This window comes from Flavobacterium sp. (assembly GCF_049590715.1).
Taxonomy (GTDB): domain Bacteria; phylum Bacteroidota; class Bacteroidia; order Flavobacteriales; family Flavobacteriaceae; genus Flavobacterium.
This window is the reverse complement of record NZ_JBAWDL010000091.1, coordinates 1-19122: the sequence shown is the minus strand read 5'-3', so window position 1 is coordinate 19122 and position 19122 is coordinate 1. Positions and strand designations below refer to the sequence as shown.

15 protein-coding genes are annotated in these 19122 nt (G+C 35.7%); 12 read left to right on the top strand and 3 right to left on the bottom strand.

From position 1 onward, the window contains the following. The first annotated feature begins 40 nt into the window (after positions 1-40). The 6 genes from WBQ70_RS04505 to WBQ70_RS04480 all read left to right on the top strand — a co-directional run bounded on the left by WBQ70_RS04505 (position 41) and on the right by WBQ70_RS04480 (position 9693). The gene (locus WBQ70_RS04505) at positions 41-2077 is read left to right on the top strand and encodes an Ig-like domain-containing protein (RefSeq protein WP_423911156.1); all 2037 of its coding nucleotides are present in this window, start codon (positions 41-43) and stop codon (positions 2075-2077) included. Between the two features lie 396 nt (positions 2078-2473). Continuing rightward, a complete protein-coding gene (locus WBQ70_RS04500; RefSeq protein ID WP_423911153.1) occupies positions 2474-3658 on the top strand; it encodes a glycoside hydrolase family 88 protein in 1185 nt (394 codons plus the stop codon). Between the two features lie 29 nt (positions 3659-3687). Continuing rightward, positions 3688-5259 carry a sulfatase family protein gene (locus tag WBQ70_RS04495; RefSeq protein WP_423911151.1) on the top strand — a complete coding sequence of 524 codons (1572 nt, stop codon included), beginning with the start codon at positions 3688-3690 and terminating at the stop codon, positions 5257-5259. Between the two features lie 12 nt (positions 5260-5271). Beyond that, positions 5272-6831 carry a sulfatase family protein gene (locus tag WBQ70_RS04490; protein ID WP_423911148.1) on the top strand — a complete coding sequence of 520 codons (1560 nt, stop codon included), beginning with the start codon at positions 5272-5274 and terminating at the stop codon, positions 6829-6831. A 3-nt stretch (positions 6832-6834) separates the two neighbouring features. Further along, positions 6835-8565, top strand: coding sequence for a family 43 glycosylhydrolase (locus WBQ70_RS04485; protein ID WP_423911146.1), 1731 nt, complete (start codon positions 6835-6837; stop codon positions 8563-8565). A gap of 9 nt (positions 8566-8574) precedes the next feature. After that, positions 8575-9693, top strand: coding sequence for a hypothetical protein (locus tag WBQ70_RS04480; RefSeq protein ID WP_423911143.1), 1119 nt, complete (start codon positions 8575-8577; stop codon positions 9691-9693). Positions 9694-9962: 269 nt separating this feature from the next. Here the strand turns inward: WBQ70_RS04480 and WBQ70_RS04475 are convergent, their stop codons facing one another. The 3 genes from WBQ70_RS04475 to WBQ70_RS04465 all read right to left on the bottom strand — a co-directional run bounded on the left by WBQ70_RS04475 (position 9963) and on the right by WBQ70_RS04465 (position 14092). Further along, entirely contained in the window at positions 9963-11465 is a 1503-nt protein-coding gene (locus tag WBQ70_RS04475) for a T9SS type A sorting domain-containing protein (RefSeq protein WP_423911140.1), read from the bottom strand. A gap of 174 nt (positions 11466-11639) precedes the next feature. Further along, positions 11640-12941 carry an MFS transporter gene (locus WBQ70_RS04470; protein ID WP_423911137.1) on the bottom strand — a complete coding sequence of 434 codons (1302 nt, stop codon included), beginning with the start codon at positions 12939-12941 and terminating at the stop codon, positions 11640-11642. Between the two features lie 128 nt (positions 12942-13069). Next, complete coding sequence (locus WBQ70_RS04465; RefSeq protein WP_423911134.1) at positions 13070-14092, bottom strand: LacI family DNA-binding transcriptional regulator; 1023 nt, start codon at positions 14090-14092, stop codon at positions 13070-13072. A gap of 149 nt (positions 14093-14241) precedes the next feature. Between WBQ70_RS04465 and kduI the strand changes: the two genes are divergently transcribed. From kduI to WBQ70_RS04435, 6 genes are all read left to right on the top strand, one after another. Beyond that, entirely contained in the window at positions 14242-15084 is an 843-nt protein-coding gene (gene kduI, locus WBQ70_RS04460; protein ID WP_423911132.1) for a 5-dehydro-4-deoxy-D-glucuronate isomerase, read from the top strand. 16 nt (positions 15085-15100) lie between these two features. Continuing rightward, positions 15101-15895, top strand: coding sequence for a gluconate 5-dehydrogenase (locus tag WBQ70_RS04455; RefSeq protein ID WP_423911129.1), 795 nt, complete (start codon positions 15101-15103; stop codon positions 15893-15895). A 20-nt stretch (positions 15896-15915) separates the two neighbouring features. Then, complete coding sequence (locus tag WBQ70_RS04450) at positions 15916-17091, top strand: DUF4861 family protein (protein WP_423911127.1); 1176 nt, start codon at positions 15916-15918, stop codon at positions 17089-17091. 332 nt (positions 17092-17423) lie between these two features. Next, complete coding sequence (gene pth, locus WBQ70_RS04445; RefSeq protein WP_423911124.1) at positions 17424-18050, top strand: aminoacyl-tRNA hydrolase; 627 nt, start codon at positions 17424-17426, stop codon at positions 18048-18050. A 240-nt stretch (positions 18051-18290) separates the two neighbouring features. Next, the gene (locus tag WBQ70_RS04440) at positions 18291-18662 is read left to right on the top strand and encodes an MmcQ/YjbR family DNA-binding protein (protein ID WP_423911122.1); all 372 of its coding nucleotides are present in this window, start codon (positions 18291-18293) and stop codon (positions 18660-18662) included. Between the two features lie 63 nt (positions 18663-18725). Next, positions 18726-19122 (top strand): PH domain-containing protein (locus WBQ70_RS04435; protein WP_423911119.1); only part of this gene is annotated, 397 nt, incomplete at its 3' end.

Genomic DNA, 19122 nt, shown 5'->3' with positions numbered 1-19122 from the left:
ATAATTTTATAAAAAAATATTAATCAAACCACAACCAATTATGAAAAAAATCACAACATTATTACTTTTAACTTTAACTGTGGGACAGCTATACGCCCAACTTAGAATTGGTGATCCAGGGGTAACAGTTGATCAGAGCAAGTTTGATTCCGATTATCCTCAAATGAGTCGCTGGGCAAATGCAGGTGTTAATGGAGGTATTCCTTTTATCAATAGTTACAATAAAACTGCTTCGATAAGCCCTGGCAACAGTTCGGCAATTAATGCTGCAATAACCAGCATGTCAAATTCACTGAGTACTGGTCAAAAAGGTTTAATAACCTTAACAAATGGAACATATACTATAAATGCTGCGGTAGTGATGAAATCAAACGTTTCATTGATCGGAGAAAGCCGTACAGGTGTAATATGTAGCATTACAATGACCAGTGGAGATGCTTTTTCATTCAATAATGTACAAAATTGCGGAATTTATAAACTAACAATACAAGGGAGCTGGAGTCAACCAACCTATAATTGGAATTATAGTCTAGATGCTAATAGGGAATTTTCGAACTCCAATATATCTGTCAGACTTAAAAATGGCACCACTAATTGCTGGCTCGATAAAGTTACCATACTCAATAGTGCCAATGATCCAATGAGATGTCCTGCTGATCACAATACGTTCAGGGATTTAATAGTGGATGGTTGCAAAAGAAAAGCAGGTGGTGCTGAAGGATATTTTTTTATTCAGGGCAGGGACAACTTGATTACCGCTTGTCAAATTACCCACATACGTCATATTTCTTTACAAGGAGGGAATGTTGAATACAATGTAGTTTATGATAATGACTTTAGACAAGAAGTCAGTTTTCATTCAGGTGATGCGGGTAATAACCTAATTGCTAATAATCGGATAACACTACCCGTTGATATGCCTCCTGTTGCTCCTGGCGATGCAGATGCCGTTACTCCGGTTGAAGCAAGAAACAATAAACCCGATTATTTTGCTATTATGGGACCTTGGTCTACTCAGCACACTAATTCAGCAAATCCAAATTTTATATATAAAAATAAATGTGTTCAAGATAATCATAATTTTGGAAGCAGAACCCCATGGTCTGATGATAGTAAAGTATATTACGGTCCAAAAAAACTTGGGTTAACAATTCAGGAGCGTATAGATAATTTCCCTGAATATGGTCCTGGAGCGCCTAGTGGAGGAACTTTATATGCTGTGAATTTAGGAATCACTGTTCCTGTATCTGGAGTTTCAGTATCGCCAACATCGCTATCGTTAAGCATTGGAAATACACAAACAGTAAGTACAACAATAAGCCCAGGAAGTGCCTCAAATAAATCTGTTCTCTGGACATCAAGTAATACCGCAGTAGCAACAGTAAATACTAACGGTGTTATAACAGCAATTGCCGCAGGTACAGCAACTATCACTGTAAAAACAGTTGACGGAAATAAAACCGCGAGTTGCTTAGTCACAGTCACTGCGACTCAAAGCAATTTACCTGTTGTCTCGTTTTTAAAACCAACAAACAACCAAAATTTTACCGTTGGCTCCACTGTTGCCGTTACCGTTAATGCTACAGATAATGGAACGATTTCCAATGTAAAACTTTATTTAAACGGTTCCCTTGTTCGTCAAGAAAGTACCGCTCCTTATGAATGGGCATATAATTCAACAAATGATCCCGTATTAAGAAATATGGTGGCTGGTACATACACTCTTAAAGCAGTTGCTACAGACAATACTGGTTTTTTAGGTGAGAAGTCAATCACATTTACTGTTAATACTATTTTATCAAAAATGCACACTTCATTAAATGTTGAAGAAAATGACGTACCCGTATTAGCCTTTCCAAATCCATTTACGAATGAATTAGTAATTCAGCTTGATGATACTTTAACTCAGTATATTTCTCTAATCGATACAAGGGGAAATATTGTTCTACGCCAAACAGTCGAAAAAGGAGCAACTAAAGTTGTGTTTTCAACCTCCCATTTGAATGCAGGAGTTTATATAGTTCAATTTTTCAATGGTACCAATAGTATAAAAACCATAAAAGTATTAAAAGAATAACTTTAGTTCATCTTGAAATAACAATTGACTATAAGATAATTTTTAGATTTTCATTCTTAATAAACTCATAAGCTGGGATTAATGCAATTCAATAAAATACACCAGCTTTTATTTCTCTTTAATTAAATTTTCTTGATATATATAAAGATCAAATTGATTATTAAATAAAAGACAGTTCGTTAAGGACTGTCTTTATTTTTTTTAAGAATGTTTAAAACGAAAGAACAAATACCGTTATATTAAATCACTAATTATTAAAGCTTTTCCACTTTTGAAACATCAAAATTGGACTTTCTACCCCCTCTTTAAGGGCAATTACACACCTGTCTTTATCCGAAAAGAGACAGATATTGCAACTTACTTTTTATACTATCATTAATATTCAAAAAACATAAAATGAGATTAGTAAAATCATTTATCGCACTGACATGTATTAGTTTATTGCAAGGCTGTATGTCAACTAACCCTACCAATCAGGTGATCGAAAAAGCTGAGGAACAATTTTCGTTGTTATTAGAAACAGCTGAAAAAGCTAACCAAATTCCTCGAACATTAGATGAAAAAGGAGACATGCATTGGACTAATACTGAATTTGATTGGACTGAAGGTTTTTTTCCTGGAAGTTGTTGGTATTTGTACGAAGCAACCAAAGACCCAAAATGGAAACAAGCAGCCGAACATTTTCAAGCTTTATTTGAAGCCCATAAATTAAGAAAAGACAACCATGATTTAGGATTTGTTTTTAATTGCTCGTATGGAAACGGCTATCGATTAACAAAAGAAGATGCGTTCAAACAAGTGATGATTGATGCAGCCAATTCATTAAGCACTCGTTTTAATCCTACTGTAGGCTGTATCAAGAGTTGGGATGTAGATAAAGGGTGGCAAGCTACTAGAGATTGGGAGTTTCCTGTAATTATTGACAATATGATGAATCTTGAATTGCTATTTAAAGCATCAGAGCTAACGGGTGATTCTAAATACAAAGAAATTGCAATAGCTCATGCAAATACCACAATGAAAAATCATTACAGATCTGATGCCAGTTCGTATCATGTTATTGATTATGATCCACAAACTGGTGCTGTCCGTCATAAAAACACGGCTCAGGGTTTTGCTGACGGTAGCTCATGGGCACGCGGACAAGCATGGGGATTGTATGGCTATACCGTTTGTTACCGCTATACTAAAGACAAAAAGTACCTAGACCAAGCTCAAAAAATAGCGAAATATATCTTAACCTACAAGGGAACACCAAGCGATGGAATTCCGTATTGGGATTATAATGCTCCTAAAATCCCTAATGAACCGCGTGATGTATCGGCGGCAGCGGTAACGGCTTCGGCATTGATGGAATTGGATGGCTACACCGCTGAATCCTATAAAACAGCGATTGACAAAATCATGGATTCTTTAGCATCTGATGAATACACCGCTAAAAAAGGAGAAAATCATAATTTTATTCTGAAACACAGCGTAGGGAGCATCCCTCATGGAAACGAAATTGACGTACCGTTAAACTATGCAGATTATTATTATTTGGAAGCTTTAGTTCGTAGCAATACCCTTCCAAAACTATAAGACCAACCAACCGCTAAAAAAATCTCGTGATGAAATATCTATTTCAACTATTTGTCCTTTTGTTTTTTGCTGTAACTAGTTCAGCTCAAATAAAGAAAAAATCAGTAAATAAAGAACAACCCAATATTCTTATTATTTTTCCCGATCAATTGCGTCGTTATAGTGCTGGGTTTTGGTCAGAAGCTCCATACCGTCAATATGTAATTGGGAAACCGGATCCAGTAGTAACACCTACGATTGATAAACTAGCCAAAAATGGTGTGGTTGTCACCAAAGGAATTAGCAACTTTCCGTTGTGTAGTCCCTACCGTGGCATGATGCTTTCAGGTATGTATCCTGAACAAAACGGGATTTGGAATAATTGCAAGAAAGATAGGGATGAAAGTCTAAAAGATGAAGTGCAAACGATCACCGATTTATTTTTTAAAGCGGGATATAATACATCTTATTTTGGAAAATGTCATTGGTTAAAAAACGAACCTTTGTTTGACGAAAAAGGAAATTATATGGGGACAGACAAAGCTCCAGGAGGAAATTATGTGAATGACTATGACACTTATATTCCTACGGGAGTCAAAAGACATCATATCGAATATTTCTATCAAGCTTTGAAAGACGAGCATTTCAATCCACATATTTATTCGAGTGACCCCGCAACAATTGAAGGTAAAAAAGACGGTGAATTGCATTTACCAAAAATATATTCCCCTAAAAATGAAGCTGCAAAAATTGTGGATTACCTGAAAAACAATCGCAATCAAAGAGACACTTCTAAGCCTTTTTGTATGGTTTGGGCTATGAATCCTCCACATAATCCTTGGGATGAAGCGAATACGGATATGGATATGTTGCATACCTATTACGACAAAGATAAATTTCCTAAATTAGACTCGTCATTGGTTGTTCGTAAAAATGCCGATTTGAAAGTGGCTAATTATGCCCGTCATTATTTTGCCAATGTAACCAGCAGCGATGCTTATATGGGAGTGGTCATCGATGAACTCGAAAAAATGGGTGCTCTTGAGAATACCATCGTAATTTTTAGTTCAGATCATGGTGAGATGTTAGGCAGCCACGGTCATGAAGGCAAAAATTATATCGAAATGGAATCGATGGCAATTCCGTTTGTGGTACATTGGCCGAAAGGCTTAAAAGCTGGGATTAATGATATCATGATAGGCGCACCAGATGTTTTGCCTACAGCTATGGGATTAGCAGGTTTAGAGAAACAAATTCCAGCGGCAGTTCAAGGAACTAATTTGGCTGATGTATTGAAAAATCCTAAAACTACAAAAGTTCAAAAGCCCAAAGCACTTTTATTAATGTTAGGCAATTCGAGAGGCGTCTTGACCGATAGATATACCTTGTGTATCGAAGAAAATAAAACACCTTGGGACAAAAAAGAAGTGAAAGATATAGCCAGAACCTTCATCTATGACAACATAAAAGATCCTTATCAATTAAAAAGAATACCTTTAAATGAACAACCCGAAGTTGCCAAGGACTTATTAGTGCAATTGGGTCAAAAGTTAAAAATGGCCAACGACCCTTGGTACAAAACCAAAAAATACAGTGATTTGATTCCTTATCCCAAAAACTAAAACCGTAGTATAATGAAATTTGAAAACATAGTCTTGACCGCTCTAGCAGTTCTTTCTGTGGGCTGTCAATCACAAAAAAAGAACGTACAATCAGGTACGGATAAACCCAATATCCTGATCATTTTTCCAGACCAATTGCGTCGTTATAGTGCTGGTTTTTGGTCGGAACCAGAGTATAAAAAGCATGTTATAGGGAAACCAGACCCTGTGGTGACACCCAATATTGATAAACTAGCTAAAAATGGTGTCGTAGTTACGCAAGGGATTAGTAATTTTCCGCTTTGTAGCCCGTACCGAGGGATGTTGATGTCGGGAATGTACCCAGAGCAAAATGGCATTTGGAATAATTGCATCAAAGGACGAAAAGAAAATCTCAAAGACGATGTACAAGCCATTACTGATTTGTTTTACAACGCTGGTTACAATACGGCCTATTTTGGAAAAACGCATTGGCACATCACCGAGCCTTTATTTGATACAAAAGGGAATTATGTAGGAACGGATAAAGAACCTGGAGGCCATTATGTCAATACTTATGACACTTATGTTCCCAAGGGAAGAGCCCGTCACGGTATCGAATATTTTTATCAATCGGTCAAAGATGATCATTATAATCCTCACATTTATTCGAATGACCCTGGAGCAATTGAAGGCAAAAAGGATGGTGAACTGCATTTGCCAAAAGTTTTTTCTCCCAAAAATGAAGCGTCAAAAATTGTGGATTATTTACGCAATACAAGAGGGCAAAGAGATACTAAAAAACCCTTTTGCATGATGTGGGCATTGAATCCGCCACATAGTCCATGGGACAATGACAATACAGACATGGAAGCCATGCATGCCTTTTATGATACCGATAAATTCCCTAAGATAGACCATTCATTAGTGGTACGTGACAATGCCAGTCTTGAAGTGGCTAAATATGCTCGTAACTATTTTGCTAACGTGACTAGTACTGATAAATATATGGGACAGGTTTTGGACGAATTAGAAAAAATGGGCGTTCTAGATAATACCATTGTCATCTTCAGTTCAGATCATGGCGAAATGTTAGGCAGTCATGAGGATGAAGGCAAAAACGTGATTGAAATGGAAGCGATGGCTATTCCGTTTATCGTTCATTGGCCGAAAGGCTTAAAAAAAGGCATTGCTGATGTATTGATTGGTGCCCCCGATGTTTTGCCAACGGTTATGGGGTTAGCAGGTCTCGAATCTAAAATTCCAACTGAGGTTCAAGGTTTAAATTTGGCTGAATTACTAATAAACCCAACAACCACCAAAATTAAAAAACCAGAATCTTTATTGTTGATGTTGTCACACTCTCGTGGCGTTTTGACCGATAGATATACTTTGTGTGTAAATGAAAATAAAAAAGCAACCAAAGAATTGGGTGATACCTTCATCTATGATAATTTAAAAGATCCGTATCAATTCACTAAAATAAGTTTAGACAAAGAACCTGAAGTTGCCAAAATGTTATTATCACAACTGGGACAAAGATTAAAACAAGCAAACGATCCTTGGTATAAAACCAAAAAATTCAATGATTTGATTCTGTATCCTAAAAATTAAACGATGTTAAAAATTATTCAATATTGTTTTTCGCTTGTGCTCTTTATCGTCTTTAGCCAATGCCAAACGGTTAAGCTTACTCCGTACGCTCAAACTACGGTTTGTAACCCTATGGATTTGAACTATCGTTTTAGTCTCGAAGGGGTTTCCCGTCGTGAAGGAGCTGATCCTACGGTAGTTTTATTTCAAGGAGAATATTATTTATTTGCATCAAAATCAGGTGGCTATTGGCATTCGACTGATTTGATCCATTGGGATTTTATCACCTCAGCACAATTGCCGTTTGAAGATTATGCTCCTACAGCCGTGGTCATAAAAGATGCTATATATTTTATGGCTTCGAATAATAACGCACCCATTACAATATACAAAACCACCAATCCAAAGTCTGGCAAATGGGAAGTAGCCAATGCTAATTTTCCAATTGCCATGATCGATCCGGATTTATTTTTGGATGATGATAACCGTTTGTATCTGTATTATGGATGTTCAAATGTTGACCCGCTTTATGCGGTCGAATTGGATCTTAAAACATTAAATCCTATTAGCAAACCCATTGAATGTTTCAATAGTAATAAAAGCATTTATGGTTGGGAACAATTTGGAAACTACAATGAATTGCCCCAAAACCCCTGGATAGAAGGTGCTTGGATGAACAAATACAAAGGCAAATATTACTTGCAATATGCAGGACCAGGTACTCGATTTAAGAGTTATAGCGATGGTGTTTATGAAGCCAATAATCCATTGGGGCCGTTTACCCTAGCTAAACATAACCCTATGTCTATTAAGCCCGAAGGTTTTGCCACGGGAGCTGGACATGGCAGTACATTTGAGGACAAATATGGTAATTATTGGCATATTGCCACAATGGTTGTCACGGTTAGAGACAAGTTTGAACGCCGTTTGGGGTTGTTTCCTGCTTTTTTTGATAAAGACGGCGTTTTGGCAACAGATACCTCTTTTGGAGATTTCCCTTTCCGTATGCCGCAAAATAAAATCAATTCGCCCGAAGAGTTATTTCCTGAGTGGATGATTCTTTCATACAAGAAAAACATCGAAGCTTCATCAGAGATGGAAGGATATGAAAAAAGCAATGCATCTGATGAAGAAATTAGAACATCTTGGAGTGCCAAAACAGGAAATACAGGAGAATGGATTAGTATTGATTTGGGAACAAAATCCACGATTCATGCTGTTCAAATTAATTATGCCGAGAATGAAACGAATCTATATGGCTACCATCCTGAACTAAAACACCAATATCTTTTAGAATATTCTAATGATAATAAGACTTGGAAAACAGCAATTGATAATCGAAAGAATCAAAAAGATGTTCCGCATCATTACACCCAATTGCCCAAACCCATTACGGCTCGCTATATTAAGTTAACAAATCATGGTGTTCCTGATGGAACTTTTGCGATAAGCGATTTTAGAATTTTTGGGAATGCTCAAGGCAAAAGACCTGCGAATGAGACCATTTTTTCTGTCGAAAGAAAGACTACTGATAAAAGAACTGTACAGCTAAAATGGGAAAAACCAAGCGATGCTATTGGTCATAATGTGCGCTACGGAATTTCTCCTGATAAATTGTATCATACCTACCAAGTATTGGGTAATAATGAAATAACGATTCGAACTTTAAATGCCAATCAAAACTATTATTTTACAGTAGATGCTTTTAATGAAAACGGAGTCAAAAAAGGAACTAAAATTATTGAGGCGAAATAATATATACCGATGAAATATAAAAACATACTTTTTTTAAGCGTCCTTTTTTTAGGATGGAGCTGCAGTCATAAATTGAAAACTACTGCTAACATCGAACCAGCGATAACAACCGTAAGTATTGTAGGCGAGCAGTTTTACATCAACGGAAAACCTACCTATCAAGGAATGAACTGGAACGGGCACACAATCGAAGGTTTATTAATGAATTCCCGAATGGTCAACGGAATTTATGATGATGAAAACCCAGTAACTAGAGAAGCTATTAAGTATCCTGATACGAAAATTTGGGATGCTGATAGGAATACGAATGAATTTGTTCAAGCCATGGACGAATGGTACAATCACGGTTTAAGAGCCATTACACTTAATCTCCAAGGCGGTAGTCCGTTGGGTTATGGGAATAAAGGCTGGATTAATTCGGGCATTGATGCTAATGGCGATTTAAAACCAGCTTATATGCAACGGATGGATAAAATCCTTAAAAAAGCCGATGCTATAGGAATGGTGGTAATTGTAGGGATCTATTATTTTGGACAAGACCAATATGTAAAAGACGAAGCGGCGGTCATCAAAGGAGTAGATAACACCCTCAACTGGTTATTTGAAAAAAAGTACCGCCATGTTTTAATCGAAGTTAATAATGAATGTGACATCAAAGAATACGATCATGCCATTTTAAAACAAGACCGAGTACATGAGTTAATCCAAAGAGTTCGGAATACTAAGAAAAATGGCTACCGTTATCTTGTTGGAACAAGTTACAAAGGCCAAGCAATCCCGAAACCAAATGTGGTAAAAGTGTCAGATTTTATATTATTGCATGGAAACAATGTAATTCGAAAAGGACAAATTGAAGAAATGGTCGATCAAACCCGTAAGGTAGATGGATACAAACCCATGCCCATTGTTTTTAATGAAGATGATCATTACGATTTTAACAAAGAGGAAAACAATATGATAAGTGCAGTAAAAAAGTACTCCTCATGGGGCTTTTTTGATTATCGTAGAAAAGGAGAAAGTCTAGAGGAAGGCTATCAAAGTATTCCAGTAAATTGGACAATTAACTCTCAACGGAAAAAAGAGTTTTTTAATGCTGTAAAAGAAATGACTTCAGGAAATAAAAGGTAAAGTTTATCAGCGCATATGCAAGATTCAAAAAATACCCAGATTCACAAATTTTTGATTTTAATCTTAAATTTTGATTTTAGAAGCGAATAAATTTACGTTAATACCACTTGAAACGGTTTATTTGTAATATGAAAATTAGTAAATCCTGGGTTATAAAACGTTTGCGTTTACCTTATAAAGTTAGTTTGTTACATTAGCTTTAATTTAATAAAAAATCCGATTGTCTTCACAATCGGATTTTTATTTTGAGGGTTTTTAAATAAAATGCTTTATTCTTTAATTAGTTTGATATTTTTAACGGAACTACCATTTAATTTAAGAATATAAACACCTGGTTTTAAATTCAAATTTTCTAAGTTAAATTCAGTTTCTACACTTGATTTATCTATTGTTTTGGATAAAAGAGTTTTACCACTACTATCTAATAAAGTAGCCTTATTGTAGCCATGATTTTCTTTTAAAAATAGTTTGATCGTTTCATTAAAAGGATTAGGACTAACATAGACGTTTTGTTTTCTTAGGTCAATGTCGGTAGTATGAACACTAAGAGTATTAATAGGAGTAAAACCATTAACAGCATATAAAGTTCCACCTATTGGTGTTCCTGCACCATATTCAGGGAAATTAACAATTTTGTCGGCTAATTTTACCGCTATTTTGGTAGGTCCAAAATAGACTTTGCTATTGTCAGACCAAGGTGTATTGGTTGGGCTATAGTTATGGTTGTTTTGCAAACAAGAATTACGATACGCATAATTAGGAAATGCAGAATTGGTGTGTTGTGAAGACCAAGGCCCCATAATGGCAAAATAATCAGGAGCATTGGTTTTAATTATTGCTGGTCCCGGTTCGTTTGCAGTCACAGGAGGCATATCGGTAGGAAGGGTTATTTTGTTGTATTCAATTAAATTATTTCCGTTATCTCCGGAGTGAAAACTTACTTCTTGTTTAAAATCATTATCATAAACTACATTGTATTCTACATTGCCACCTTGTAACGAAATGTGTCTTAAATGCGTGATTTTACAACCTGTAATTAAATTGTCCCGACTTTGAATAAAAAAATACCCTTCGGCACCACCTGCTTTTCTATGGCAACCATCAACAATTAAATCCCTTAAGGTATTGTGTTCTCCTACACAACGTAAAGGATCATTGGCACTGTTGAGGATGGTTACTTTATCAAGCCAGCAATTGTTTGTTGTACCGAATAGTTTAACTGAAATGTTGTCATTGGTGATTTCTTCATTTTCATCCAAACTATAATTCCAAGCATATACAGGTATCCCCCAGCCTCCTTGAATCGTAAGGTTGTATAATCCGCACTTACTCACATTATTAAAACTAAAAGCATTGCCTCCCACCATGGTAATGGTACAAACAACCCCTTCTCTACTTTGCCCCTTTAGGGAAACATTAGATTTCATTGTAATGCTCGCATCGATGGTATAATTGCCGTTGTTTAGCGTAAGTAATCCTTTTTGCCCAGCATTAAGAGTGTTTGACAAAGCAACAATTGCAGCATTTATAACAGCACTATTACCCGCATTAATGGTTGCTTTTTTTGGAAAATTGGTATCGTTCATAAAAGGAATTCCACCTACCACTCCTGCATTGGCCCAACGACTCATTTGTGGGTATTTGGAACTATTGGCATCTATTTTTGATTGATTTACAGTAACTCCAGGGTCTCCTACTCGTAATTGTGCGAAACTGAAATTGTATGGAAAACTAAAAAAAAATACGATGAATGATACTGTTATTTTTTTCATTTTTTATAGGTCATATATATAGTTAATACTCGTTTTTTTATTTGTTAACGAAAGTAGTTATTTAAAACATTATAAACACGGTATTAATTATTATTATTTTAAATGTAATTGTTCATAAATGAATAAAAAACAAGACTTTAAAACAAGAGAGATCAAAAAGGCAAATAATCACAATTATTTTTTTTGTTGTAAATTATCGTCTAATGGTGTCATATTAGGCATTAACAATTGTATAAATCCTAAGATGATTAAGTAACAAGATCCTGCGGCCAAGAATGCCCAAAAATAGGCAGTATTGTCTGCATTGTCTAATAAGTTCCCTAATATTTTGTTACTTACAATTCCAGATACAGCACCAATCATTCCTCCAAGACCTACAATAGAGGCAGTAGCTTTCTTAGGAAACACATCTGACACCAAAGTAAATATATTAGCAGACCACGCTTGGTGTCCTGCGGCTCCTATTCCGATAAGGAAGATGGCAACCCATTTGTTTTGAGCAAAGGCAACATAACAAACAGGAATAATAAGAATGGCACAAATTAACAAAGTAATTTTACGGGCTTTATTGACAGACCATCCTTTATTCATGAAATAGCCAGATAAATAGCCTCCAAAAATACTTCCAATATCGGCTAAAAAGTACATTACAAAAAATGGAAGACCGATGTCTTTTAATTTTACATCAAAAGTATCTGCCAAAAATTTTGCTCCCCAGAATAGGTAAAACCACCAAACGGCATCAGTTACTTTGGCCAATGCAAAAGCCCAAGCTTGACGTGTTTTTATAATTTTCAACCAAGGAATTTTAGTGTTATCGGTTTCTATTTCTGAATCGCTCTGAATATAAGCACGCTCTTCTGGAGTCAATTGAGGATGTACTTCGGGCTTTTTATAGGTTCTAAACCAAAAGAAAACCCATATAGCACTTAAAGCTCCTGTTATCAAAAACGGAATTTGCCAATTTGTACCATCTTCTTGAACAATCCAGCTTACTACAAAAGGCGCAGCAATAGCACCAATACTTGTGGCAGCATTGAATATACCAGTAGCATAAGCACGTTCTTTTTTAGGAAACCATTCGGCTACGGTTTTAATTGCTGCCGGAAAATTTCCTGCTTCGCCAAATCCCAATCCAAAACGAGCCAAACTAAAACCAATAATACTAAAGGCGGGAGATACAAAAGCATGTGCCACCCCAAAGAAACTCCAAATTCCAATAGCTACAGTATATCCAATTTTAGTTCCTAATTTATCAATAATACCTCCCATGGTTAACATCCCAATAGCATAAGCCACTTGGAAACTAATGATAATATTAGCATAATCATTATTAGACCAATTGAATAACTTTTGCAAAGTAGGGGCCATTACTCCAATAATACTTCGGTCAAAATAATTGATGGTAGTAGCAAATAATAGAAGAGCAAGTATGCGATAACGATACTTTCCGATTTTGATTTTTTCTGGGTTCATTTTGTGGTCTTAATGATTAGAATTGTAAATGTATAAAAAAAATACAATCGATTGTATTTTTAAAATAAAAATCTCGTTTTGACTATTTTATTAAATTATCGAAAAGTAAATATTGAAAAACAGTTAGGCTATTTCCTTGAAGAATTCCGAATAACAAGTTCTGGCTCTAGAATTTTAGTTTGGTTTTCGGTATGATTCGTTTTGTTTTTTATTTGTTCAAAAAGCAGTGTGGAGGCAATTTTTCCCATCTCAAAATCGGGTTGTTTGATGGTAGTCAACGAAGGTTCCATAACGGCCGAAATAGGCTCGTTACTAAAACCTACAAAAGCAATGTCTTTTGGAATTTGAATACCCTTTTCTTTTAAATATTGCATGGCGCTGATAGCCGCTGTATCGTTTCCTGAAAACACCCCATCTACTTCTGGAAGTTCCAATGTTTTTTTGGCCAATGCGATTCCATCTTCCTGCATCAAGTGGGATTCTAAAATATACTCTTCTCTAACTGGAATTCCGTATTTGACTAAAGCTGCTTTGTAGCCATTGGTTCTCTTTTGGTACAATTCTAATTCCTTCGGACCTGAAAAATGAACAATATTTTGACACCTTTGTTGGATAAGATGTTCCGTGGCCTCAAAACTTATTTTATAATCATCAATAATAATATTAGTACTATCAGCCAAAGCACAAGGGCGGTCAAAAAAGAGAATTGGAAATCCTTGTTTTTGGTATTCCTCAAAATGATTAAATGTCGTCGTTTCCATCGAAATCGAAATCAAAATTCCGTCGACCCTATTGGATGTTAGGGTTTCCATCAATTTTTTTTCGCGTTCAAAACTTTCTAAAGATTGACAAATGATAACATCATAACCCGCATCAAAAGCCGTTTCTTCGATTCCTGCAATAACGGAGGAAAAGAAATGTCTCGAAATACGAGGTACAATTACCCCAATACTATGCGTTTTATTGGTGCGTAATTTTGAAGCCAAGCTATTGCGCTGGTACCCCATCTCATTGGCTTTACTTGTAATTTTGTCTTTCGTTTTTTGGGAAACTCGTGGACTATTGTTCAGCGCTCTCGATACTGTTGAACTATCAATTCCTAATGCCTTAGAAATATCATGTATGGTTACATTGTTGTTTTTCATCATCATTTATTGCGTCCAAAGATAAGTATTAATTTGAAAATTAGTCATTGACTTTCCAATGGTTAGTTTCAAATATAGGGATTAAAAAACAAAATACAATCGATTGTATTTTGAATATTTCTTTTTATATTTACAACAATTTAAAAACTACAACAATGAAAAATAAATATGAATCCCGATATGCAGCCTCTCCAACTGAGGTAAAAACATTCGATACTGAAAAATTACGCTCTGAATTTTTGATTGAAAATATAATGACGGTTGACAAACTAAATCTAGTCTATTCCCATTACGATCGTTATATTGTAGGAGGTGTAGTTCCTTTAACTAAAAGCATCGAACTAGAAAGCATTGACCAATTGAAGGCGAGCTATTTCCTAGAGAGGAGAGAACTCGGAATCATCAATATTGGTGGTAAAGGAATCGTTACCGTGAATGGTCAAGCATATGAATTGGATCATAAAGAAGCCTTATACGTAGGTCAAGGAAATGAAAAAGTAGTTTTCTCAAGTGTTGACAGTGCAAATCCAGCTATGTATTATATTAATTCGACTCCTGCTCATAAAGCGTATCCAATTAAAAAAATTGGAATTAATGACGTAGAAGTTGTTGAATTAGGAGCTCCAGAAACAGCTAATGCACGTACATTAAGAAAATATATTGTAAACAGTGTGGTTGATGTTTGTCAATTACAAATGGGAATGACTTCGTTAAAGCCAGGAAGTGTTTGGAATACCATGCCAGCACACGTTCACGATCGTAGAATGGAAGTGTATTTTTACTTTGAAATTCCCGAAAATCAAGCCGTATGTCACTTTATGGGACAACCACAAGAAACGCGTCATATTTGGATGAATAATAACCAAGCCGTAATTTCTCCACCATGGTCCATCCACTCTGGTTCAGGAACTAGTAACTATTCTTTCATTTGGGGAATGGCAGGAGAGAATTTGGATTATGGTGACATGGATTTTTGCAACATCACTGATTTAAGATAACTTAAAAAATACAACTATGTCAATCAACTTATTTGATTTAACAGGAAAGACAGCTTTAATCACTGGCGGTACGCACGGATTAGGACAGGCCATGGCAGTTGGATTAGGAAATGCAGGAGCTACTTTAGTAATTAACGGTGCTTCTTCTCAACAAAAATTAGATATTGCAGTAGAAACGTATAAAGCTTTAGGTATTAAAGCACATGGCTATCTTTTTGATGTAACCAATGAAGCACAAGTAATCGAAAATATCGCTAAAATCGAAAAAGAAGTAGGCGTTATTGATATCCTAGTAAAAAACGCTGGAATCATCAAAAGAATCCCACTAGAATCAATGGAAGTGGCCGATTTTGAAGAAGTAATCAAAGTGGATTTAATCAGCCCATTCATCATGTCTAAACATGTTGTCAAGGGAATGATTGCTAGAAAACAAGGTAAAATCATCAATATTTGCTCAATGATGAGTGAATTGGGACGCAACACCGTTGGAGCGTATGCAGCAGCCAAAGGTGGTTTGAAAATGCTAACCAAAAACATGGCTACAGAATGGGCAAAACACAACATTCAAGTCAACGGAATTGGCCCTGGTTATTTTGCCACAACGCAAACGGCTCCTATCCGTGTGGATGGACATCCGTTTAACGAATTCATTTTAGGAAGAACACCAGCAGCGCGTTGGGGAGATCCAGAAGATTTACAAGGCGCAGCTATCTTTTTGAGTTCAAAAGCAAGTGACTTTGTTAACGGACATATTTTATATGTAGATGGCGGCATCTTAGCGACTATCGGAAAACCTTCTAATGAAGATTAATTAGCAATACTATGACAACCATGAATCCATTAAAAACAATAAGCAGTCTTGTCGTTGCTTTTGCCCTGTTTTCTTTTATTCCAAAAGAAAAAACAATTGTTGTAAAAGTAAAAAACAACTTGAATAAAGTACGTTCTTTTGAAACTATAGCGCTAACCAAATCATTTTTGAAAGTAAATGATTTGAGTTCGCTAGGCATTCGAGACAAAAAAACAGGAAAATTAGTAGTCACTCAATTAGTCGATGTGGATGGAAACGGAACAATGGACGAATTGTTATTCCAACCCGTTGTAGCCCCAAAAACCACTCAAGAATTTGAAGTAATTACCATTTCAGAGTCGGAAAAACCAAAACCACCTGAGAATTGCTATTCTCGTTTTGTACCAGAACGAACGGATGATTATACTTGGGAAAACGACAAAGTAGCCTTTAGAGTGTATGGCCCTGTAGCTCAAAAAATGATTGAAGACAAAATCCCAGGCGGTACATTATCAAGTGGGGTCGATGCTTGGTTAAAAAGAGTAGAGTATCCAATCATCAACAAATGGTATGAAAAAACCATCAACAAAAAAGGATCATATCATGAAGACACTGGCGAAGGCTTGGATAATTTTCACGTAGGTGCAAGTAGAGGTGTAGGCGGAATCGCTGTAAAAGACAAAGATGATTACTATTACAGTAAAAACTACACCCAATGGAAAACTATTACAACTGGTCCCATCCGAACTAGTTTTTACTTAAAATACGCCGATTGGGATGCTAATGGAAACAAAATTATGGAATCAAAAATCATTAGTTTAGACTTAGGAAATCGTATGTCAAAATTCGAAACATCCTTAAAAGGTGCCAAAGAAATTGTAGCAGGACTAACCCTTCATGAAAAAAAAGGAATAGTGACTGGCAACAAGAAAAAGGGCTGGTTGAGTTATTACGAACCTATTGGCGATTCTGAAATAGGAACCGCAATTGTAGCTTCAAAAGAGTACTTCTGCAGTTTTGAAACATATGACACACCAAAAGCCGATTTGAGCAATGCCTATGCTACGTTAAAAGTAAAAAACAATAAAGTGATTTATTATTCTGGTTTTGCTTGGAAAAAACAAGGACAAATCAACAATGCTCAAGAATGGCAAGAGTACTTAAATCAATTTTCTCAAAACATCAACAATCCATTAGAAGTTTCGTTAGCGAAATAATACTGGATTGAAACCCGATTTTTTTTACCACAAATTACACTGATTTCCACAAATCTCATCACTTATGAGTTTGTAAAACCAATATAATTTGTGGTTTTTTGTGTTAAATAAGTTCTTGAAATCTTAGAACACAGATTCAGTAAATTGGAGAAATTTAAAAAAATATTTGTGTCTTTTGTGAGTTCTTAGTGCACTTAGTGCTTAAATTTTACACGCCCAGCTTCTATGCTCTTTAATCTCTTATATGTTTTAAAAAATCTTCCTGTTTAAGTTTTTCTATCACTCGCCTAGCTTTCTTTGTATGCTTTGTGGTTAATTGTTACTTTTGCACCATGATACAATGGATACAGCAACTGTTTTCACCAACAAAAATCGAAGACCCAATCGATAATATGAAAAAATATTTAATAGTAGGACTCGGCAACATAGGCTCAGAATACGTCAACACCCGCCACAACATAGGCTTTAAAGCCCTTGATTTTTTTGCTAGAAAAGAATCACTTTCTTTTGAAACCGTTAAACTCGGTGCTCTGGCTGAATACAAATTCAAAGGAAGAACCTTCCTCCTTTTGAAACCCAACACCTATATGAATCTTAGCGGTAAAGCGGTGAAATATTGGCTAGACAAAGAAAACATTCCACTGGAGAATCTTTTTGTGATTACAGATGATTTGAATTTGTCTTTTGGAACGATTCGCATCAAACCTAAAGGCAGCGATGGCGGTCACAATGGGCTAAAAAACATTAATTTCGTCCTCAATACTAACCAATACACGCGGTTCCGTTTTGGCATCAGCGACCAATTCAAAAAAGGACAGCAAGTTGATTACGTCCTTGGCGAATGGGACGACGAGGAGAATAACAAACTTCCAGAACGTCTCGAAATCACAGCCGAAATCATCAAATCTTTCGGTACAGCAGGTCTTGAAAACACTATGAATACCTTCAACGGAAAATAATAAAACCAAGAGAGTACAGCAAATACTCTCTTTTTTTATGCGCCTCATCCTGCTATCCGCTATAGCCCTCAGTCATCCGGTTTTTTTTACTAGGTCGGTACAGGAGCTTCCTGCGGTCGCTCTGTTCCTTCCGTAAAAAATAACCGTATTCCTTCGGGGCTACCGCTGCTATCAGGGGCAAAACGTATAGTGGAATAATTTAAAAAAAATAGTACTTTAACACTTTCAAATTTTAGTATTATGAATCTAGAAACCTATTACAAATATTGTTTATCTAAAAAAGGCGTTACGGAACATTTCCCTTTCGATAATGATGCCTTGGTTTTTAAAATAGGCGAAAAAATGTTTGCTTTGAGTTCCTTAAAACAATGGGAAAAAGGAAATCCATCAGTAAATTTAAAATGTGATCCTGAACGTGCATTAGAACTCAGAGCAGCATATGATGCTATACAACCCGGTTATCACATGAGCAAAGTCCATTGGAACACCATTGCAATTAACCAAGAAGTATCAGACGAAATGATTAAAGAGTTAATCGATCATTCATATGAATTGGTTTTTAAAAGTTTAACTAAAAAAATACAAATCGAAATTACTGAATTTCAGAATTAGAGATTACATTTGCTGTGAAATTTTGTAATAAAAACAGACCCTAAAATAATCATTCTACACCGTATGAAAGAACAAATAAAAAAGTTTTTGAATGAAGATCAAGATCCCAAAGCGATTGAGAAAATCACTTCAAAATTGCAGGATTTATTAATGAAAAACGAAGAAGTAGGCTATATTGGTGTTCAAAAAAAGCCCGCTATAACTGTTTTTCCTGACAGCATTGTTTTAACAAACAAACGCATCATTTTATGCAAACCTAAAAACTTAGGGTTATCCATGGATTTTGTGGATTATGATTGGGAAGATGTAGCTGCCTCATTTGTAAAAGAAAATCTACTGGGTTCTGAATTTTCCTTTTCGACTAAAAGCGAATTGACCATTTCAATAGATTACATTCCAAAAACACAGGCGCGCAAATTATACACTTATGCCAAAGAGCAAATGGATAATTTAAAAAACA